Raw genomic sequence first — 19702 nt, 5'->3', positions numbered from 1 at the left:
CAAGAGAGGCAAGTGAGTTGATTGCTCACTTGCCTTTTTTCGTGCCCGAATCTTTGCTGCATCAAAGCGGTTCGGTCCAAAACCATTTCTGGTTGTGGACGGACATGCAGTAGTTTCACGCCGGGCCGCGCGGCCCTGGAGAACATCCATGTGGCGCGGCATCATTTTCTCAGCGTGACGGACTGGGTTGTTATCTCACCATGCCCTATGAAGACCTGCGCGAGTTTATCCGGGATTTGGAGCAGGCCGGGGAACTCAAGCGCATCAAAACACCAGTGTCCTGCCACCTCGAAATTACCGAAATCACGGACCGCATATCGAAGGCCGGTGGGCCGGCGCTGCTGTTCGAGAACGTCGAGGAGTCACCCATTCCGGTGCTCATCAATGCCTTGGGCAGCCGGCGGCGGATGCTTATGGCTTTGGGAGTCGAGAGCTACGCCGACATTGCCGGACGCCTCAACGAGATTCTGGATTTCAAATCGCCACAGGGCATTCTGGAAAAGGTCAAGCTGTTGCCGAAGTTTGCTGAACTGGGGGCGGTTTTTCCAAAACGGGTGAAGCGTGGGCCATGTCAGGAAATCGTGTTGCAGGAAGGCGAGTTCGACCTGCGCCGCCTGCCCGTGCTCCAGTGCTGGCCCGAAGACGGCGGCCGCTTCATCACCTTCCCGCTGGTCTTTACAGCCCACCCCGTCACAGGACGGCGCAACGTCGGGATGTACCGCATGCAACTGTACGACGCCTGTACGACCGGCATGCACTGGCAGATCCACAAACATGGCGCTTCGCACTGGCGCACGGCGCTGGAACGGGGTGAACGCATGCCCGTGGCTGTGGCCATTGGCGGCGACCCCATTCTGACCTTTGCTGCCATTTTCCCGTTGCCGGATGACGTGGATGAAATGCTGCTGGCCGGTTTCCTGCGCGGAAAGCCGGTGCCGATGGTCAAGTGCCTGACAAATGATCTGGAAGTCCCGGCCACGGCGGAAATCGTTCTGGAAGGCTACGTTGACCCGCAGGAACTCCGTACCGAAGGTCCCTTTGGCGATCACACTGGCTTTTACACGGAGGCGGACAACTATCCGGTCTTTCACGTCACCTGTGTCACCCACCGCCGCAGTCCGATTTACCAGACGACGATTGTCGGACGGCCGCCGATGGAAGACTGCTGGATGGGGGAAGCCGTCGGCGAGATTGCCAAGCCGGTGCTGCGTCGGCAGTTCCCGGAAATCGTGGACATGCACCTGCCCTTTGAGGGCGTGTTTCACAACCTGGCAATTGTTTCCATCAGGAAGGCCTATCCGGGGCACGCCCGCAAAATCATGAATGCCCTGTGGGGAACCGGGCAGCTTATGTTTACGAAGGTTGTCATCGTGGTGGACGACGATGTGCCCGTTCAGGACCCAGGCTATGTGGCCTGGTACGTCCTCAACAACATTGACCCGGAGCGCGACATTCAGTTCACTCTCGGCCCGGTGGACGCCCTCGACCATGCTTCCCGGTTGCCGGCCTACGGCTCGAAGATGGGCATTGACGCCACACGCAAGTGGCCGAGTGAGGGCTTTTCCCGCCCCTGGCCGCGGGAAAACCGTATGACGGCCGAGATTCAGCGCAAGGTGGATGAAAAATGGCGCACGCTTTTTGGGAAGTAGCCCGGCGTCCGGTGCCGTGGCTGCTTGCCGTTCTGGTGAGTTGCCTGACAACTTGGGCGGCTCCGGCCGATGACCCGCTGGATGTTCTCGACTACCAGATTGATGCCGAGATCATTCCCGCCACGCAAACCTTTGTCGCCCGCGCCAAAGTCAGGATGGATGCCCGGCGACCTGTGCAGTCGGTCGTGTTTGAATTCAATGGGGCGCTGGAAGTCCGGCGCGTTCTGGATGAGAACCTTCAGCCGCTTCAGTTTACCCAGGACCGGCTCCGCGATCTCGATCTGCGGATTGCACTGCCACGGGCGACCACGCCCGGTACACCCTTCGTCGTCATTGTCGAGTATGCCGGGCAGCTTCTGTCGGCCGAAGGTGGCGTGCTGACCAACAAGCGCCTGGCCTACGTTGGTCAGGACGGTGGGAGTTATCTGCTCTACGGCGGACGCTGGTTCCCCTTCCACGGCTATGCGGCCGATACGGCAACCTTTACGCTGAACCTGACCGTTCCCGATGGATTGACGGTAGTGGGTTACGGATTTCAGGCGAAACAGCCGGTGACAGGGCCGGGAGTGCCGTCCCTGGAACCGGAGCGGCGTCCCGCTCCGGCGCCGGCCACGCCGCGTCCGTCCCCGCGCCCATCACCGCGGCCGCGCCCACGGCGGCCGTCAAATGCCTTTTTGCCGTCCCTTCCGGTTGCCATGCGCGGAGCCGATGTGCCACAAGCCGCACCGACATTGCCCGCCGGGACGGGGCCGCGCACCCGCTGGTCGTTTGCTTCGGCCAAAAGTGTCCTGTTCGGGAATCTGGCCGTCGGTCGCTACCAGGTGCAGACCCGGCAGCAGGGAGAGACGGAAATCCGGGTGTATGTCCGTCCCGGTAATGAAGCCCGCGCCGCCGAGTATGCCGACATCGCTGTGCAGGCGCTTGAGCGTTACGAACGGAGCTTCGGCCCCTATGCTTTCGGGCCTACACTGGCGATGGCGGAAATTGACGACGAAAGTCTGGAGAGTTCCACCAGCGCCGGCGTGACCCTGCTCGCTTCGCGGCTGTTTCGGACCCGTGAGCTGCCCCGTGAACTGCTCTGCCGCGAAGTGGCGTTCCAGTGGTGGGGGCAGGGCGTCGTGCTCAAATCGTTTGATGATGTCTGGCTTTCCCAGGGATTGGCCACCTACGCCTACCTGCTGGTTGAGGAAGCCCGGCGCAACGATGCGGAATTCCGTGAACTGGTCCGCGATGTTCTGGAACGGGCGCTGGCGTTTGAATCACAGTCGTCGCTGCGGCGCGCTCCGGCGGAACTCGATGACCAATCGGCGGCTTACCGCTCGATTATGTTTTACAAGGGGGCGTTCGTCTTTCGGATGCTGCGCGTCCTGTTGGGTGATGAAACGTTCTTCCGGTTACTGGCAACCTGTTACACCCAGTATCTCGGCCGGAACATCAGCCTGAGCGATTTTGAAAACCTTGCCACGCAGACGGCCGGGCAGGACCTGCGCTGGTTCTTTGCCCTGTGGGTAGACTCGACGGGTGTTCCCGAATTCGTCCCCGATTACAAGATTCTGCGGATTCCGGGCGGCACCTACCGCATGCGCGGTACGCTCGAACAAAAGCTGGAAGGCTTCCGCATGCCGGTCGAAGTGACGCTGGAGACCAAGGGCAGTGCGGAACGGGCCACGCTCCAGTTTGACGGACGGGAAGCCAGTTTCAGCCTGACCTCCACCTCCGAGCCGCGTGACCTGTTGATTGACCCGGATGCCAAAATTCTCCGCATTTCCGATGAACTGCGCGTTGCAGTCGTCGTGCGGCGTGGCATCCAGCACATCGAAGATGGCGAGCTGGCCGAAGCCCAGCAGCAGTTCGAGGCGGCAATTCGCGTCAATCGCCGCAGCAGTTGGGCATGGTACAATCTCGGCCTGCTGTACCTAAGCCAGCGAAACTACGAAAAAGCCCGCGATGCCTTTGATGAGGCGCTTGATGGCGATTTGCGCCCACGGTGGGTTGAATCCTGGTCGGCACTCAAGAAAGGCAATGCGTATGATGCGCTGGGACAGCGCGACCGCGCCGTGGCCGAGTACAAAAAAGTCATCGAGGCCGGTGATGACGCGGCCGCTCTTCAACAGGCCCAGCAGTATCTCGAACGTCCATTCCGTCCCGAACCATAGAAACTCCCGTTTGTTCTGAAGTCCCCATGGTCTCGAAATCGGCTGCACTCAAAATCGGCGTTCTGCTCGGCTGTGGTCTGCTGTCCGGGTTGGGGTGGTGGGTCTGGCAACGGCAGGTGGATGAGCTGCGCACCTACGCCCCTGACCTGTCGCAGGTGGCTTATGTGGGGTCGGAAAGTTGCCGGGCCTGTCACCAGGACCAGTTTACGCACTGGTCACAATCGCATCACCACAAAATGACGCAGCCGGCAAACCCGGAGACCGTGGTGGGCGACTTCAACAACGCCACCTACACCTACCAGGGCGTTACCTCGCGGATGTTCCGGCAGGGGGATGAGTTTTTCATGGAAACGCTGGACCTAAACGGCCGCCTGGGCGTGGCGAAAATCGTCCGCACTATCGGGTCACGCCGTTTCCAGCAGTATGTCACCCAAGTCGGGACAACCTTTTACCGCCTGCCCATTGCCTGGAACATCGAGAAAAAATACTGGTTCAACCTGCAGGGGCTGTTTTTGCACCCGGATTTGCCCGATTTCAGCCACCACACCAGTGTGTGGAACAACAACTGCATCTTTTGCCACAACGTCAAGGGCAGGCCCGGCATGGATGTGAAAACCGGACAGTTCACCAACACCAGGGTTGAAGAACTGGGGATTGGCTGCGAAGCGTGCCATGGCCCCGGAAAGCTGCACGTCGAAAAAAATCAGGCTTTCGGCTGGACCTGGCTGCGCCGGCAGGTGCGGGTGGATGACCCGACGATTGTCAACCAGGCGAAGCGGGACAAACGTACCAACACCCAGGTGTGCGGTCACTGCCATGGGCAACGGCTGCCCGTCGAAATCAACAACATCCGGGAAATCATGGCCAAAGGCGATCCCTACACGCCCGGCGAAGATTTGTCGAAATACTACCGTCCGCTGGACATCACGGCCAAAGTCGGCGACTACAGTTTTGCACCACGTTTCTACCCCGACGGCACGCCGCGCCTGACGGCTTACGAGTATCAGGGGCTGCTGATGAGCAAGTGCCACACGGAAGGCAACATGACCTGCGTGAGTTGCCACGATGTCCACAAGGGTCGCCAGCAATCCCTGATGCAGGATGAAATGCGGGGGAACAAGTCCTGTACCCAGTGCCACGCCAGCATTGCCGCCAACCTCGAAGCCCACACGCATCACCGGGCCGACAGCAGTGGCAGCGCCTGCTACGAATGCCACCGGCCGCGTATTTCTTTTGGGTTGCTCACCGCCAAGCGGACGCACCGCATTCTCAATCCTGAGCCGGACAAGAGCCTTTCGACCAACATGCCGAACGGGTGCAACATGTGTCATCCGGGTGAAAGTGCCGACTGGGCGGCGCGCTACATGACGCAGTGGTACGGGCCCCGCTACGCGCTCTCTGCCGCGAATGCGGCGCGCCCGGAAGCCAGGATTGCGGAAATCGTACGGGAACTCTTCAGCCCTGATCCATCGGCGCGGATCACGGCCGCGTGGGCTTTGGGCACGAGTGGCGCCGATGGGCGTGCCCGTGAGCGCCAGTGGGCGATTCCTTTTCTCATCGAGGCGCTGCGCGACCGCTATCCGGCCGTCCGGTACTTCGCCTATGACGCCCTGCGCAGTGTTTCCGGTGAAGACTTCGGGTTCTTTTACCTGGCCGATGAGCGTGACCGGGAGGCCGTCATCGCGCGGTACGCGGCGTGGTGGCGCGACTTGCCCAAGGGAGCTGACTGGGTCCGCCCGGCCAGTGTGCCCCTCGATGCCAACTGGCAGATTCCAGCCGCCCGACTCACCGCTTTCCGCGCTGAGCTGGGCAAAACCGAGGCCATTGACATTGGCGAGTAGGCATTGGGCTGGCTATGCCTCGGTGGGAAGCCGACGAAAACCTGTGATTTCGAGGAAGCCAAGGGCGAGGTTGACCAGCCCGATGCCGGTGACCGCGCCGCGCACGTAACCGCTCTGCACGATGGCCGCAAGCTGACTGCCGGGGAAACGGGCTGTCAGCCAGAACAGAAAGAAGTTGTTTTCCCAGTAGTTCGTCCACGGGATGATGGCCAGCAGCAGCCCAACCTCGAAACACAGGGCAATGAAGAGAATGGCGGTCAGCTTGACGGACACGGGGCGAAAGCGTCAGGCACGTGTGAATCAGTGTTGGACACGTTGCCGGAGTTCGGCGAGTTTCTCGGCGACTTCGCGGTAGTTGATGTCCACGGCATAGACCATTTCAAAGACTTCGAGGGCCTGGTCGTAGCGTCCCATCTGCTCGTAGGCCAGTCCCAGATCATACCGCATCGCCTGGTATTCATCTTCCGTCCGTCCGGGGGCTTCGACGCCACGCTTGAACCACACCGTGGCCAGTTGCGGCTCGTTTTTGGCCATAAAGCACAGCCCCAGCATGTTGCAGACTTGGAAGTAGTGTGGATTCGGCGCGTTGGGATCGGTGCCGCGAAAAGCGGTCTGGAACTCCTCGATAGCCTCATCAAAGAGGTCCATGTCCTTGTAAGCCAAACCGAGGTTGTAGTGGGTTTCAAAGTCTGGCGTGGCCTCGGTATCCACTTCCACACTTTGCTTGAATTCGTCAAAGACATCCTGAAGCCCGGACTCGCCCAAAAAGAGCGGCCCGGTCGGCGTCTTGTCGGTTGCCGCTTCGGGTTTGGGGGACAGGTTGGTGACGGCGGGTGCATCGAAGTGACCCATTTCGAGTTCTTCGAGAGCCTTTTCGAGCTCGCTCACCAGGCCGTTCATCAGTGACCCCATGGATTCCGGTTTGGAGACGGGAACTTCGGCGGGGGCATCCGTCGGAATGGCCAGGCTCGTCAGGCTTGGCTCCGTCACCCTTGGCGGCACAGGGGTCTGAACTTTGGCGAGAAGGGCAAGAATTTCGGGATGGTTGGGGAAGTCAAGACTGAGCTTGGCCAGATTGTCGCGGGCAATATCGTGAAACCCTTGCGCAATGTAGAAGTTCACGCCCTCCAACTGCTCACGCAGCTTTTCTTCTGTCATGGAGACAGAAACTTCGCCGGGTTGATCCTTGCGCAGGTCAAAAGTGGAAGTTTGAACTGCAAACGGCTCTGCCGGTGGCTGCGTCGCCGGGAAATGGGCTGGGCCCGAGTAAATGGCGTCGTCGGTCGGAACGACAAAACCGCCGCCGCTCGTGTAGCCAAAATCACTGCCGGCCGGACTGCTGGTGCTGGACGGGGCTGAGGCGGCGAAGGGGGCCGGTGCCGGGGCCTGTACCTCGCCGCTGATGTCTATCTCGACTTCATCCCCACCTGATGGCGGTGGTGAACTGACAGTTGCGGATGACAGGTCAAAGCTCCCTCCGGCTGGGATGGAGCCGGCTGCCTGCTGGGCTTCCTGCTGGAAACGTTGGCTTTGGGCGTAATCCCCCTGTTGGGCATACAGTGAGGCGAGGACTGTCGCCTGTTGGGCAGCTTCCTGTGGCTGTCCGATGTCGGTGTAAAGCTGTTTGAGAAGCAGCCGCAGCTCAATGCTGTGTGGTGCCTGCCGGACGGCTTCGTGAAGCAGGTGGATAGCCTGATCCGGCATACCCAGGTTGGCAAAACGCTCGGCATCAGCTTTGAGCCGCCGCGCATCTTCCGGGAGCACCTCAGTTGTGGGTGGGATATAACCGCCGACCAGCGGTGGAGGTGCGCCAAATGGCCCGAAGCTGCCGCTTGGAGCCTCTATGCTGCTGCTGCTGCTCTGCACGCCAAAACTGCCGCTTTGCGTGCCGTTGGACCCACCTTCAAAGCCGGTTCCCGGAGCCTGTGGGGAAAAGTTTCCCGAATGTGGCGAAGTAAAGTCTGTCCAACCGCCAGTCGTCCCGCCAAAGCCCAAACCGGGCGTTCCAGGTGGCTGGTAGGGCATCGTCATCTGGGGCTGAAAACCCGACCCGGAGGTGAAGCCGAAGTCGCCTGCGGGTCCGGTGGTTGGTGTGAGGGGTGGATTGGCCGTCGGAATATCAACGAACTCCACGCGCTGTCCAACGCCACCGGCGTACACCGGAGCGTTGATCAAACGGTCACGTTCGGCGATGGTCGGGCTGACGGTGCTCGTGAAGCCCCAGGCCCGCATCAGTTCCAGATGGGCCGGCTCATTCGGCTCAAGTTCGATGAGTTCTTTGAGTGCCTGTTCGGCGATGTCGCGCTTGTTGTGGTGCATGGCCGCCTGGGCCAGGGACTTGAGCGCCTCCGGTAACTCATTGCTTTCGCCGAGTCGCTTGTAGAGCGTCGCCCGGCACTGATGGGCTGCAACGTGATACGGCTCGCTTTCAAGGATGGATTTGAGCAGCTCCACCCCGCGCGTTTCCTGCCGCCGGGTGACCATCGGCTCGACACACTGCTCGACCAGACTCACGGCCCGGTCAAAGTAACCTTGTTCGGCAAACTTCTGGGCCAGTGTCAGAAGGTATTCAAAGCGGGTTTTGTCCACTTTGAGCAGCTTGAGCAGGGCTTTTTCAGCCTCGTCCAGCAGCTCGGCCTGAAGGTAGATGCGTCCGCTGAGGATGAGCAGGTCAGTGTCATCCGGGCGTTGCCGCGCTACATTATCGAGCAGGGCAACCGCCCGGCCGGAGTCGCCCTGCTTGATGTAAATCGTGGCCAGGGAGTTGAGGGCAGGGGTGCTCGTCGGATTCAGTTCAAGGACACGCTGAAAAACCTGTTGGGCTTCGACCAGGCTGGACTTGCGAATGAGCTGTGAGCCGGCGGCAATGTAGGCTTCAATGGCCTTCTCCGTCATGCCTTCCCGCTGGTAATTCTCGGCAAGACGCAACCGCGCGGGAACATTTTCGGGATCGAGGTCGGCAACGCGCTGCAAGAGTTCAAGCGCCTGCTGACTGCGGCCATTTTTGGTGTAGTAGTCCGCCAGTTCGAGGTACTGTTTGCGCGCTTCGACAATCAGATTCTGGCGAAGGTAAAGCTCAGCCAGCTTCAGCGCAACATCGGCATTGCCGGGGGCCAGTTTGTAGATTTTCTTGTACACCGCAATTGCCCGCGGTGTGTGCCCATCGCGCAGCGTTGCTTCAGCCAACTTGACAAAAGTGATGATGGCGTCATCATTGCGCCCGTCCCGGACATACAAATCGCCGAGAATGTTGAGCAGGTTGGTGTCGCCCGGATTCGATGCGACCAGGTTTTCATACTCCTTGATCGCAGGCTTGATTTTGCCTTGTTGAACGAGCTTCTCGGCTTTTCGTAAATCGTTGGCTTTTGTATAGGACATGGCGTGGCTCCCGTCGCGGTAAACGCCGCTGAAAGATATTGCGACGATAGAAGCTCAAGGCTGATAGGTGGGTGACGGTATCACAAAGAATATACCGTGTCAAACGCCGGAAAGTTGGGGTGATCTATTCTAACTTGTCTGGAATCAAAAAGTTAAGGATTGGTTTCAGGGGAGGCGGGGACGACGCCCCGAAAGGTCAGCCGGTGAATGGGGCTGGGTCCACAACGGCGAAGCTGCTGCTGATGGTAGGCCGTTCCGTACCCTTTGTGACGTGAGAAACCATACGCCGGGTATTGGGCATCGAGCTTCTCCATGAGCCGGTCACGATACACCTTGGCGATGATGGAAGCCGCGGCAATCGAGACGGAGCGGGCGTCTCCATGCACGACCGACTGCTGTGGGATGGGTACGACCGGAAGGGAGAGGGCGTCAAGGAGCAGAACGTCCGGCCGGGGAGACAGCGCTGCCAGCGCCTCCTGCATGGCCTGCCGGGTGGCTTCCAGGATGTTGATGCGGTCAATGACCGCTGCTTCCACAATGCCAATGCCGATCCCGTAAGCTGCGGCTTCAATCCGGGGGACAAGCCGTTCCCGTTGCGCCGGCGTCAGTTGCTTGGAGTCCTGAAGCCCGGCCGGAATGGCCTCCGGGTTGAGCATCACGGCTGCGGCCACGACGGGGCCGGCCCAGGCACCCCGCCCGGCTTCGTCCACACCGGCGATATAGTTCAGTCCCCTGGCCCAGTAGGGCGCTTCAAACTCAGTGGTCGGGTACGCCCGGTGTGCCATTTCAGTCTTTCCGGTGTTGCCAGCAGTAGCCCGTGGCACCACTGACCCACCGCTGGCAAGGGGTGCCTTTTTTGGTCGGAGCGCCACAGCGGTGACGCTCACGGGAAAGGGTTGTCGCGGCCGCTTCGTTGACAGTTTCCGGGCCACCCGAAGTCCTGCCGGCAAGCGCCTGCGCCGTGGTGAGTGGTGGCAGGGGCGGTGGCGGTTGAACGGCCTGCCAAACCGCATGTCCGATACCCAGGGCCAGCCCCAGACTGACGCCCAACCCAAAGGTTTTCCAGTGAAAAACACCGATGCGGTGGCCACAGGTGGCACAGCGTTGTCCGGTCAGTTGTATCCACCCTCGCACGTGCGGACGCCCGTCAGGCATGGCCTGCTGCGGCAGCGGCAACGCCTCACCACAGGCCGGGCAAAAGTTGGAATGCGGCATCACCCACGTCACTCCACAGGAAAGTTGCCTGAAGTGTGCCGAATCGGTCGCTGGTTTGGGAAGGGTTTGCAGGGCTGACTGGCAATGATAGGGTACGTCAGCATACATAAGCTGCCGTATCTGGTACGGAAACGCTGGTCACTGGTCAAATCCACATGCTGCCTTTCGAGCAACTGCTTGCCTGGAGTGTAAAGATCGCCACCGGCTTCGTCCTTCTCATGACGACGGTGGCCTATCTGTCGCTCATCGAGCGTCGGCTGCTGGCCTTCATTCAGATGCGCTATGGCCCCAATCGGGTCGGGCCGTTCGGGCTGTTTCAGCCCATCGCTGACGGGCTGAAGTTCATCTTCAAGGAAGACCTCGTGCCCCTGGATGCTGACAAGTTCCTCTACGTCATGGCTCCGGCGCTGTCGCTGGTGCCGGCGCTGATGACCTTCGTGCTGATTCCAGTTGGGGGGGAAGTGACCGTGCCCTTTCTGGACCGGCCCATAACGCTCTACGTCACGAGTGTCAATGTAGGCTTGCTGGCCGTGCTGGCGATGACGGGCATGGGGGTCTATGGCATCGTCATGGCCGGCTATGCCTCAAACAACAAGTACAGCCTGCTCGGCGGGCTGCGTTCCTCGGCGCAACTCGTGAGCTATGAGCTGGCGATGTCCCTGTCCATCATCGGGGTGCTGATTCAGGCCGGTTCGCTCGATCTCGTCACCATTGTGGAACGGCAGGGCGGCGCGTGGGGGCTGGGCTGGCACGTCTTCTGGTTTCAACCGATCGGCTTTTTCGTGTTCCTCATCAGCATGATTGCGGAGACCAACCGCGCCCCCTTTGACTTGCCCGAAGCCGAAAGTGAACTCGTGGCGGGCTTTCACACCGAATACAGCTCCATGAAGTTTGCCATGTTCTTCATTGCGGAGTACGCCAACATGGTCACGGCAGCGGCCATGGCCACGACCCTGTTCCTGGGGGGCTGGCAGGGTCCGGGCGTGGCGCAGATACCGTGGTTGGGGCCGGTGTACTTCATTCTGAAAATGGCCCTGTTTTTGTTTCTCTATGTCTGGCTGCGGGCTTCGTCGCCGCGCCTGCGGTATGACCAGTTGATGAATTTTGGCTGGAAGTTTTTGCTCCCGCTGGCCCTGGTCAACGTCGTCCTGTCGGCCACGCTGGGGCTGTGGTTCTAGTCGTCTCCACACTGGTGTTCAGGTGCCCGGCCTGGCAGGTCTCCACGGATGCCGCGTTATCTCGATCTTCGCTTTCGGCTGGCTGCCCTGCTTTCCATTGTCATCATTGGCATGGTGGCGGTGTTGTATGAACTCAACCGCCGTGCTGAACGCCAGATTCTGGCCCAGGTCGAAGTTCAGACCGCACAACTGACGACGGCGCTGGAAGTCGGCCTGCAGAGCATCAGCACGAGCGACTACCTGGACGACTTCATCCGGTCACGCCGCCTGACGCCCAGCCAGCTCCAGCGTATCCGGCGGATTGCCATCGTGGACGCGAATGGCCTGGTGACAGACAGCACCCTGCGGGCGGAGCGCGGACAGCGGCTAGCACTCCCGACCGATGAAAGCCTGGTACAGGAAGGCGACCCGCTGGCGGCGAACACCACAGAAAACAGTCTGGCCAGAACGGTGTTCATTCCTTTTCAGGCCCTGGGCAAAGACGGCGCGCCGGAGCGCAACTACGTGGTGGTGACGATTTCAGCCCAGACGTTGGCGGAGACCATTGCCACGACTTCGCGCCAGCGGCTGCTGGCCACCGGTGCGGCGCTCCTGGTCGCGTTGGTTGTCGCGGTTGCCTTGGTGTGGCGCTTCACGCAGCCGATTGGCGATCTTGTGACAGCCACGCGCCGGATTGAAGCTGGCGACCTGACGGTGCAACTGCGGCTCAACCGACGGGACGAAATCGGCCTGCTGGCAGCGCGCTTCAATGCCATGGTGGTGCGCCTGCGCGAAGTCCGGGAACTGGAAGAACGTCTCAATCAGGCCGAACGGGCGGCCGTCGTCGGCCGGCTGGCTTCCGGCATTGCCCACGAAATCCGCAACCCGCTCAACTTCATCAACCTCACCATGGATCACATTCGCACCCGCTATGCGCCTTCCGATGCGGCCGAACACGCCACCTTCGAGCGGCTGACCGCAGCCGTCAAGGACGAGATTGCGCGCCTCAACACGCTGGTGACGAATGTGCTGCGCATTGGCCGTCCGGCTACGCTTTCACTGCGTCCGGTCCGGCTGGGTGAATTGATTGCGGCCGTACTCGACGTGGTTCGCTCCAAAGCCGAGGCCCAGCAGGTCTCCCTGATCTGTGTGGATGAAACCGGCGGGATGCCCATCGAAGCGGATGCCGACTCGCTCAAATCGTGCTTCTCGAACCTTGTCATCAACGCCATCGAGGCCATGCCCCACGGTGGCGAACTGCATCTGAGCATTACACCCACGGCCACCGGGCAAGCCGTTCAGGTGCGGGACAGCGGGTTGGGGATTGCGCCCGATGATCTGGGCCACATCTTTGACCCGTACTTCTCCACCAAAGACACCGGCATCGGGTTGGGTTTGGCCGTAACGCGCCAGATCATCCTGGATCACGGCGGCACGATTACCGTCGAAAGCACGCCAGGGCAGGGGACAACCTTCACGGTAACGCTCCCGCACCGCTCCGCATCACCTGGCTAATCCGGGTTGGTTTTTCGGGGCATTCCTTTCGCCGGGTATTTGCGGCATGATCCGCCGTCTGTGACACGCATTTTTGAATACAAGCGTTTTTTGAACAGGGGGAAAGTTTTGCCATGAAGGGCGTAATCCTGGCCGGTGGACTTGGGACGCGGCTGTATCCGCTGACCAAGGTGACGAACAAGCACCTGCTGCCGGTCTATGACCGGCCGATGATTTACTACCCGATCCAGACACTGGTTGAAGCCGGTGTGGATGATGTCCTGCTGGTGACGGGCGGCAACAAGGCCGGCGACTTTCTGCAACTGCTGGGCAACGGCAAGGACCATGGTCTCAAGCGGTTGAGCTACACCTACCAGCAGGGCGAAGGCGGCATTGCCGATGCCCTGGCGCTGGCGGAAGATTTTGCCGATGGCGGCCCCATCGTCGTCATATTGGGCGACAATGTGATTGAGAAAAGCATCGCCGGCCCGGTCGCGCGGTTTCAGGAGCAGGGGCGCGGGGCCCGGATTCTGCTCAAGGAAGTTCCCGATCCGCAGCGTTTTGGCGTGCCCACCCTGAAGGGATCGCAGGTCGTGCGCATTGATGAAAAACCGGCGCAACCGGCATCGCCCTACGCCGTGACCGGCATTTACATGTATGATGCCACCGTCTTTGACATCATCCGCACGCTTGAGCCAAGCCAGCGGGGGGAACTCGAAATCACGGATGTCAACAACGCCTACATCGCGCGCGGTGAACTCACCTGGGAAGTCCTCGATGGCTGGTGGACCGATGCCGGAACTTTCGAGAGCCTGCATCTCGCCTCCAATCTCGTCGCGGCGATGCGCCTGACCGCCGCCCCACACTGATCATGAACTTCATTCCGACGGAACTACCGGGTGTCATCCTGATTGAGCCACAGGTCTTCCGGGACGAACGTGGTTTTTTCCTGGAAACCTACCATGCGGCCAAGTTTGCCCAGGCCGGACTGGATGTGGCCTTTGTCCAGGACAATCACTCGCGTTCGGTGCAGGGCACGCTGCGCGGTCTTCATGCCCAGTGGCGGCGGCCGCAGGGCAAGCTCGTCCGGGTCATTGCGGGGGAAATTTTCGATGTCGTGGTGGACATCCGTCTGGATTCGCCGACCTTTGGACGGTGGCTGGGCGTGCGCCTGTCGGCTGAAAACTTTCGCCAGCTCTATGTTCCACCGGGCTTTGTCCATGGGTTTTGCGTGGTGAGTGACATGGCGGAAGTCCTTTACAAGTGCACGGCGCTCTATGACCCCGGTGATGAGATTGGCGTCATCTGGAATGATCCCGAAATTGGCATTGACTGGGGGATTGAATCGCCGTTGTTGTCGGAAAAGGACCGGCGGCTGCCAACCTTGCGCGCGCTCGTGCAGCGGTTGCAACAAGCACCGGACAGCGTATGAAGCGTCCGACGCCAGTGTTTGCCGGTGTGCCGGTGGCCAACCTCACGCTGGATGAAACCTTGGCCCAGGTTGCCACCTGGCTGCAGGAGCCGGATTTTCGCCGCATGGCAGTGGTCAATGCCGCGATTCTGCTGGATGTCGAGCGCGATGCCGGGTTTCAGACGGCCCTCGCCACGGCTGATCTGGTGACGGCCGATGGCATGTCGGTTGTATGGGCCACGCGGTGGTTGCCTTTTTTGGGCGGGCGGCTGGTGGCGCGGGTGGCGGCGCCCGAGGTCATGGAGGGGGTTCTCGCCTGGTGTGCGCACCATGGACAGCGCATCTACCTGCTCGGTGCCACGGGGGAAGTCGTCACGGCCGTCTGTGAGCGGTTGCAGCAGCGTTTTCCCACCCTGCCCATTGCCGGCGCGCAGGATGGCTACTTCCCGGAAGCTGCTTCGGCTACCGTCGCGGCAGCTATCCGCAGTGCCCGCGCTGACGTGCTCTTTGTCGCCATGGGTTCGCCCAGACAAGAGCTGTGGCTGGCCCGTTATGGCCCACAGACCGGGGTACGGTTTGCACTTGGCGTCGGTGGTTACTTCGATATTCTGGCCGGAAAACGCAAGCGCGCGCCACGCTGGATGCAGTCCTGGGGCCTGGAGTGGAGCTTTCGGCTGGTACAGGAACCGCGCCGGCTGTGGCGGCGGTATCTCATCGGCAATCTGGCCTTTCTGGGATTTCTCCGGCGCGAGCAGCGACGGGCAGCAGACCGGCGATTGGCCAACCGGTTATCCGTAAGCAAGCCATCAGGGGAGAAAACACCATGAAACACTGGCGGGTAGGCATTCTGGGCGCGACCGGCACGGTTGGGCAGCGTTTCGTTCAACTTCTGGAGCAGCATCCGTGGTTTACCATCACGGCTGTTGCGGCTTCGGACCGCTCCGAAGGCAAGCGGTATGGCGATGCCGTTGCCTGGAAGCTTCCGACGCCCCTGCCAGCGCGGATTGCGGAACTGACCCTGGCGCCGTGCCGGCCGCCGCTGGACTGCGACCTGGTGTTCTCCAGCCTGCCGGGCGATATGGCCGCGGAAACGGAAGCGGCTTTTGCCGCCGCCAGCTACCCGGTCATCAGCAATTCGAGCGCCCACCGCATGGCCCCCGATGTGCCGCTGCTCGTGCCGGAAATCAACCCCGAACACGTGCGCCTCATCCCGCTTCAGCAGCAGCGCCGTGATTGGACGCGCGGTTTTCTTGTCACCAATCCCAACTGCACGACGCTGGCGCTGGTGCTTCCGTTGGCGGCGCTGGAACGGGCTTTCGGTGTGGACATGGTTATGGTGTCAACGATGCAGGCCATTTCCGGGGCCGGCTACCCAGGGGTGGCGTCGCTGGACATCGTGGACAACGTCATTCCCTACATCGCCGGTGAAGAAGACAAGGTGGAGACGGAGCCGCGCAAAATCCTGGGGCAGCTTGTCGGCGACCGGATTGAGCCGGCGGCGCTGCGGCTCAGCGCCCATTGCCACCGCGTGGCCGTGACCGACGGACATCTCTGCGCTGCCTCCATCCGGCTCCGGCAGCCGGCAACCGTGGATGAAGTCGGTGCTGCTCTCGAAGCTTTTCGCGGCCCGGCGGAAGTTGCAGCACTGCCCAGCGCACCGGCGCGTCCCATCGTGCTGCGGCGTGAGCCGGACCGTCCACAGCCCCGCCTGGACCGCGATCTGGAACGGGGCATGGCCAGCATCGTGGGACGGGTGCGTCCTGACCCGCTGCTGGACATCAAACTGACGATTCTTGGACACAATACCGTACGCGGTGCGGCCGGCGCTGCGGTACTCAACGCAGAGTTCTTGGCCGCAACGGGCTGCTTCACCTAGAGTAGGCAGACGGCACGGGCTGTATCTTTGACCGAACTGGCGATAAACCTATGCCTGACCGGCCGGCCTCTTCTGAACACGAAGACCCACGCGACCAACCCCCTTCCCAACCTGCGACTGGTGTGACGGCCAAGCGACAGCTCATGTTCCCGGACGCCGTGGCGCGGGACAACCAGGTGCGCTCGCGGATTCCACTGGTAGCGGAGGCGCCGGTCTTCGAGTTTGAACCGGTTGCGCCTCCAACGCCGTCCGGGTTTCCAAGGCTGTCGCGCCGGTGGCGGATGCGCCTGCGCCAGTTCGTCAGCAGGTATGTCGTATGGTTTGTCGTCACCCTGTTGCTGTCGGTGGTGGCGGTGGTGATTGTGGCGGTTGTTTCTCCGACGCCCAAGCCCCCGATGCCCCCCATCCGCCGGTAGGCTTTGGCAGGGCAACTTTTGGAGGCCAACCGGAACTTGCAGGAAGCAGCGTCAATGGAGTGGTCGGCGCGTCCGCGCGGATGGATTGAAGTCATCGCCGGTGGCATGTTTTCCGGGAAAACCGAGGCGCTCATCACACGTCTGCGGCGGGCGCTGATTGCGCGGCAGACTGTCCAGGCGTTCAAGCCCCGGCTCGATGACCGGTATGAAGCCAACTTCATCGTGTCGCACAGCCGCCTGCGCATCGAAACTCAGGTCGTCGAAAGCGCCGAGGACATTCTGGAGTGTCTGCGGCCGGAAACCCAGGTTGTGGGCATTGATGAGGGGCAGTTTCTGGGGGCGGGGCTCGTGACCGTCTGCCGTCAACTGGCCCAGGAAGGGCGGCGGGTCATTGTGGCGGCCCTGGACCTGGACTACCGTGGCGAACCGTTTGAGCCGATTCCCCATTTGCTGGCGATGGCGGAATACGTGAGCAAGCCACAGGCCATCTGTGTCGTCTGTGGACACCCGGCCAACTTTTCCCAGCGGCTCATTGCCGACGAGCGGCGGGTGGTTGTCGGAGCGGAAGGGCTGTACGAGGCACGCTGTCGCCGCTGTTTTGTTCCCTATCCGGTGCCGCCCTCGGAGACTGTAACCTCGGAAATGGCAAAGGAAAGCTGAAGGCACGATGCAGTCCGGCGCATATCGGGTCGGGATGGGGTATGACATCCACCGTCTGGTGGAAGGGCGCCCGTTGATTCTGGGCGGTGTGAACATTCCCTATGAGCGCGGGCTGCTCGGTCATTCGGACGCCGATGCGCTGGCGCATGCCCTTACCGATGCCCTGCTGGGGGCGCTGGCGCTGGGTGACATCGGCACGCATTTCCCCGACACCGATCCGCAGTGGGCTGGTGCTGACAGCCTGACCCTGCTGCAACAGGCGGTGGGGCTCGTGGCTGCCCGTGGTTTTGAAGTGGTCAACGTGGACGCCTCCATTCTGGCCGAGCGCCCGAAGCTGGCACCCTACATCCAGGCCATGCGGGAGCGTCTGGCAGCTATCTTGCACCTGCCCTGTGACGCGGTCAGCGTCAAGGCAAAAACCAACGAAGGGCAGGATGCTGTCGGCCGGCGGGAAGCCATTGCCGTCCACGCGGTTGTCCTGGTGGCGCAACGCCGCCGGGACGGGGAAGCCGAATCACATGCATAACCTCATCCGTCTGAAGGAAACACACCATGTCTGCCACCCGTCACCTGCTGACGCTTGATGAACTCAGCCAGCTTCCACATTGGGCGGCTGAAATGGGGCGCAAGTATTTTTCCGGCGAGGCGAGCCATTTCCTGCTTCACCACAACGTCTATGACCTGGCACGCGCCAAACGCGGTTATGTGGGATTGGTGACCTTTCTCCAGCAGGAAATGCTGGGGAACAAGCACATCGTGCTCTACAACCGCAGCGAGGGGATTTCCTTTGGCTCGCAGGAAGCCGAGCGCCAGTTTCTGGCGACCTTGCGGGTTGCCAATCCACTTGCCGATACGAAGACCCTGACGACGCTCCCGCGTGATCCGGTGCCGGCGCTGGGATTGATTGAGCGGTTTCTCTACGCTGGTGATCAGGTGGCAGTCATCATCAATTTCCTTGAGACGCTTGTGCCGGCCGGTGAAATGACCCACCTCAGCAGTGACGAGCGGAACCTGCTCGTGATGCTCCAGCGGTGGCTGACGAGTTCCCGTCTGCTCAATTCCGATAACATCGTCCTGTTCATCACAGAAAACCTGTCGGATGTGGCCCAGCGATTCCGTGAGAATTCGCGGCTGACGGTCATCCGCGTTCCCTACCCGGATCATACGGAACGGCTTGATTACATCCGCTATGAGCTGGCGGAGATTGCCAAACGACGTAATGGCCGCTCCGAAAAAGAAATCGAACAGCTCAAAGCTGATTTCAAAGCCAAGGCCGAGCGCATCCTGCGCGAGGAAGGCGTTGACCGGCTCAACGAAGAAACCAAAAAGTTCAATGAACGGCTTGAGCAGATGAAGGCGGAGCTGGGAAACAGCGTTCTTGGACTCAGGATGCAGATGAGTGACGAGCAGCTTGCCCACCTCACTTCCGGTCTGAACCGGGTTCACATCTCCTCCATTCTCAAAAGTGCGACGCTCAATGACGAGGGCCTGACGATTGACCTGGTACGCGCCAAGAAAAAGTCCATCATCGAGGCGGAATGTGTCGGCCTGATTGAATTCGTGACGCCCAAATACGGTCTTGACCACGTTGGCGGCTTCGAGAAAGCCAAGGCTTACCTGCGTAACATTGCCGAAGTTATTCGCAGGGGCGAAACGGAAGAAGCTCCCATGGGAATTCTCATCTCCGGCCCGGTTGGAACGGGGAAAACCTTTCTGGCAGAAGCCTTTGCCAAGGACTGCGGGTTGAATGTCGTCGAATTCAAGAACTTCCGGGACAAGTGGGTTGGCTCTTCGGAGTCCAATCTCGAAAAGATTCTCAATCTTATCCAGACCCTGGCACCAATCGTTGTTCTGATTGATGAGGCCGATGCCACCTTGGGCAACCGGGACAGCGGTGGGGATAGCGGCGTGGACAAGCGCATCTTTTCCAAGATCGCGGCCGCCATGGGAGACACCGACAATCGCGGACGCATTCTCTGGATACTGATGACCTCACGCCCTGACCTGCTTCCCATTGACCTGAAGCGCCAGGGAAGAGCTGAAGAGCATATCTCGCTGTTTTACCCGGAATCTGAAGCTGACCGTCTGGCCATCGTCGAGGCCATGATCAAGAAAAACCGGATTGCCCATCAGGTCACGGACTGGTCACCGATTACGAAAAGCGATCTGAAGCTTTCGGGGGCGGATATTGAGTCCATTCTCATCCGCTGCCGGCGGGTGGCGCGGCAGGCCGGGCGCAAGGAAGTCAGCCCGGAAGATGTCCGCGCTGTGGCCCAGGAATTCACTCCGGCCCGGGACGAAGTCGCCATCGAGTATCAAACTCTGGTTGCCGTCCGGGAGGCCACCTCGCGCGACATGCTGCCCGAAGCCTTCCGGCATCTTTCGCCGGCGGAAATCAGCCAGCGCATTGAGCAGCTTCGTCCCATGGTGCGCTAGCCCGAAGCCGGAA

Annotated in this window: 17 protein-coding genes; 13 read left to right on the top strand and 4 right to left on the bottom strand. The window is 60.8% G+C overall.

The window, feature by feature from the left end:
- Positions 1–200 precede the first annotated feature (200 nt).
- Genes J8C05_RS08190 through J8C05_RS08180 form a run of 3 tightly spaced genes read left to right on the top strand, consistent with a single transcriptional unit; the run spans position 201 to position 5646 of the window.
- Positions 201–1649 carry a menaquinone biosynthesis decarboxylase gene (locus tag J8C05_RS08190; protein ID WP_211421742.1) on the top strand — a complete coding sequence of 483 codons (1449 nt, stop codon included), beginning with the start codon at positions 201–203 and terminating at the stop codon, positions 1647–1649.
- Positions 1625–3805: a M1 family metallopeptidase gene (locus J8C05_RS08185; RefSeq protein ID WP_211421741.1), complete on the top strand. Its 2181-nt coding sequence runs from the start codon at positions 1625–1627 to the stop codon at positions 3803–3805. Before J8C05_RS08190 ends, J8C05_RS08185 begins: the two co-directional genes overlap by 25 nt.
- A 26-nt stretch (positions 3806–3831) precedes the next feature.
- Entirely contained in the window at positions 3832–5646 is a 1815-nt protein-coding gene (locus J8C05_RS08180) for a cytochrome c3 family protein (protein ID WP_211421740.1), read from the top strand.
- 12 nt (positions 5647–5658) lie between these two features.
- On the opposite strand, the gene J8C05_RS08175 is transcribed toward J8C05_RS08180, so the two are convergent.
- The 4 genes from J8C05_RS08175 to J8C05_RS08160 form a co-directional block, all read right to left on the bottom strand.
- On the bottom strand, positions 5659–5919 hold the full coding sequence (locus J8C05_RS08175; protein WP_014100157.1) for a hypothetical protein: 261 nt from the start codon (positions 5917–5919) through the stop codon (positions 5659–5661).
- A gap of 27 nt (positions 5920–5946) precedes the next feature.
- Positions 5947–9024, bottom strand: a complete 3078-nt coding sequence (locus tag J8C05_RS08170; RefSeq protein ID WP_211421739.1) for a tetratricopeptide repeat protein — start codon at positions 9022–9024, stop codon at positions 5947–5949.
- Between the two features lie 152 nt (positions 9025–9176).
- A complete protein-coding gene (locus tag J8C05_RS08165) occupies positions 9177–9809 on the bottom strand; it encodes a ribonuclease HII (RefSeq protein WP_211421738.1) in 633 nt (210 codons plus the stop codon).
- Between the two features lies 1 nt (position 9810).
- Complete coding sequence (locus J8C05_RS08160; RefSeq protein WP_211421737.1) at positions 9811–10239, bottom strand: hypothetical protein; 429 nt, start codon at positions 10237–10239, stop codon at positions 9811–9813.
- A 155-nt stretch (positions 10240–10394) separates the two neighbouring features.
- On the opposite strand from J8C05_RS08160, the gene nuoH reads away from it, so the two are divergent.
- The 10 genes from nuoH (at position 10395) to J8C05_RS08110 (ending at position 19689) form a co-directional block, all read left to right on the top strand.
- The gene (gene nuoH / locus J8C05_RS08155; protein WP_211421736.1) at positions 10395–11417 is read left to right on the top strand and encodes an NADH-quinone oxidoreductase subunit NuoH; all 1023 of its coding nucleotides are present in this window, start codon (positions 10395–10397) and stop codon (positions 11415–11417) included.
- A gap of 48 nt (positions 11418–11465) precedes the next feature.
- Entirely contained in the window at positions 11466–12911 is a 1446-nt protein-coding gene (locus J8C05_RS08150) for a sensor histidine kinase (protein ID WP_211421735.1), read from the top strand.
- Between the two features lie 113 nt (positions 12912–13024).
- Positions 13025–13759: a sugar phosphate nucleotidyltransferase gene (locus J8C05_RS08145; RefSeq protein ID WP_211421734.1), complete on the top strand. Its 735-nt coding sequence runs from the start codon at positions 13025–13027 to the stop codon at positions 13757–13759.
- A gap of 2 nt (positions 13760–13761) precedes the next feature.
- Complete coding sequence (rfbC, locus tag J8C05_RS08140; RefSeq protein WP_211421733.1) at positions 13762–14322, top strand: dTDP-4-dehydrorhamnose 3,5-epimerase; 561 nt, start codon at positions 13762–13764, stop codon at positions 14320–14322.
- Complete coding sequence (locus tag J8C05_RS08135) at positions 14319–15128, top strand: WecB/TagA/CpsF family glycosyltransferase (RefSeq protein WP_211421732.1); 810 nt, start codon at positions 14319–14321, stop codon at positions 15126–15128. The genes rfbC and J8C05_RS08135 overlap by 4 nt, the downstream gene beginning before the upstream one ends.
- The gene (asd, locus tag J8C05_RS08130; RefSeq protein WP_211421731.1) at positions 15125–16177 is read left to right on the top strand and encodes an aspartate-semialdehyde dehydrogenase; all 1053 of its coding nucleotides are present in this window, start codon (positions 15125–15127) and stop codon (positions 16175–16177) included. The genes J8C05_RS08135 and asd overlap by 4 nt, the downstream gene beginning before the upstream one ends.
- A gap of 50 nt (positions 16178–16227) precedes the next feature.
- Positions 16228–16593, top strand: a complete 366-nt coding sequence (locus J8C05_RS08125; RefSeq protein WP_211421730.1) for a hypothetical protein — start codon at positions 16228–16230, stop codon at positions 16591–16593.
- A 54-nt stretch (positions 16594–16647) separates the two neighbouring features.
- On the top strand, positions 16648–17253 hold the full coding sequence (locus J8C05_RS08120) for a thymidine kinase (protein WP_211421729.1): 606 nt from the start codon (positions 16648–16650) through the stop codon (positions 17251–17253).
- A 7-nt stretch (positions 17254–17260) separates the two neighbouring features.
- Complete coding sequence (gene ispF / locus J8C05_RS08115) at positions 17261–17779, top strand: 2-C-methyl-D-erythritol 2,4-cyclodiphosphate synthase (RefSeq protein WP_211421728.1); 519 nt, start codon at positions 17261–17263, stop codon at positions 17777–17779.
- 26 nt (positions 17780–17805) lie between these two features.
- On the top strand, positions 17806–19689 hold the full coding sequence (locus J8C05_RS08110) for an ATP-binding protein (RefSeq protein ID WP_211421727.1): 1884 nt from the start codon (positions 17806–17808) through the stop codon (positions 19687–19689).
- Positions 19690–19702: the final 13 nt, after the last annotated feature.

It is taken from the genome of Chloracidobacterium sp. N, from assembly GCF_018304765.1.
GTDB lineage: Bacteria > Acidobacteriota > Blastocatellia > Chloracidobacteriales > Chloracidobacteriaceae > Chloracidobacterium > Chloracidobacterium aggregatum.
The sequence above is the reverse complement of the archived record's forward strand: the minus strand, read 5'-3'. Positions and strand labels throughout refer to the sequence as shown.

Coding starts and splice junctions, on each gene's coding strand:
- J8C05_RS08190 (WP_211421742.1), top strand. CDS start 201: ATGCCCTATGAAGACCTGCGCGAGTTTATCCGGGATTTGGAGCAGGCC.
- J8C05_RS08185 (WP_211421741.1), top strand. CDS start 1,625: ATGGCGCACGCTTTTTGGGAAGTAGCCCGGCGTCCGGTGCCGTGGCTG.
- J8C05_RS08180 (WP_211421740.1), top strand. CDS start 3,832: ATGGTCTCGAAATCGGCTGCACTCAAAATCGGCGTTCTGCTCGGCTGT.
- J8C05_RS08170 (WP_211421739.1), bottom strand. CDS start 9,024: ATGTCCTATACAAAAGCCAACGATTTACGAAAAGCCGAGAAGCTCGTT.
- J8C05_RS08165 (WP_211421738.1), bottom strand. CDS start 9,809: ATGGCACACCGGGCGTACCCGACCACTGAGTTTGAAGCGCCCTACTGG.
- J8C05_RS08160 (WP_211421737.1), bottom strand. CDS start 10,239: ATGCCGCATTCCAACTTTTGCCCGGCCTGTGGTGAGGCGTTGCCGCTG.
- nuoH (WP_211421736.1), top strand. CDS start 10,395: ATGCTGCCTTTCGAGCAACTGCTTGCCTGGAGTGTAAAGATCGCCACC.
- J8C05_RS08150 (WP_211421735.1), top strand. CDS start 11,466: ATGCCGCGTTATCTCGATCTTCGCTTTCGGCTGGCTGCCCTGCTTTCC.
- J8C05_RS08145 (WP_211421734.1), top strand. CDS start 13,025: ATGAAGGGCGTAATCCTGGCCGGTGGACTTGGGACGCGGCTGTATCCG.
- rfbC (WP_211421733.1), top strand. CDS start 13,762: ATGAACTTCATTCCGACGGAACTACCGGGTGTCATCCTGATTGAGCCA.
- J8C05_RS08135 (WP_211421732.1), top strand. CDS start 14,319: ATGAAGCGTCCGACGCCAGTGTTTGCCGGTGTGCCGGTGGCCAACCTC.
- asd (WP_211421731.1), top strand. CDS start 15,125: ATGAAACACTGGCGGGTAGGCATTCTGGGCGCGACCGGCACGGTTGGG.
- J8C05_RS08125 (WP_211421730.1), top strand. CDS start 16,228: ATGCCTGACCGGCCGGCCTCTTCTGAACACGAAGACCCACGCGACCAA.
- J8C05_RS08120 (WP_211421729.1), top strand. CDS start 16,648: ATGGAGTGGTCGGCGCGTCCGCGCGGATGGATTGAAGTCATCGCCGGT.
- ispF (WP_211421728.1), top strand. CDS start 17,261: ATGCAGTCCGGCGCATATCGGGTCGGGATGGGGTATGACATCCACCGT.
- J8C05_RS08110 (WP_211421727.1), top strand. CDS start 17,806: ATGTCTGCCACCCGTCACCTGCTGACGCTTGATGAACTCAGCCAGCTT.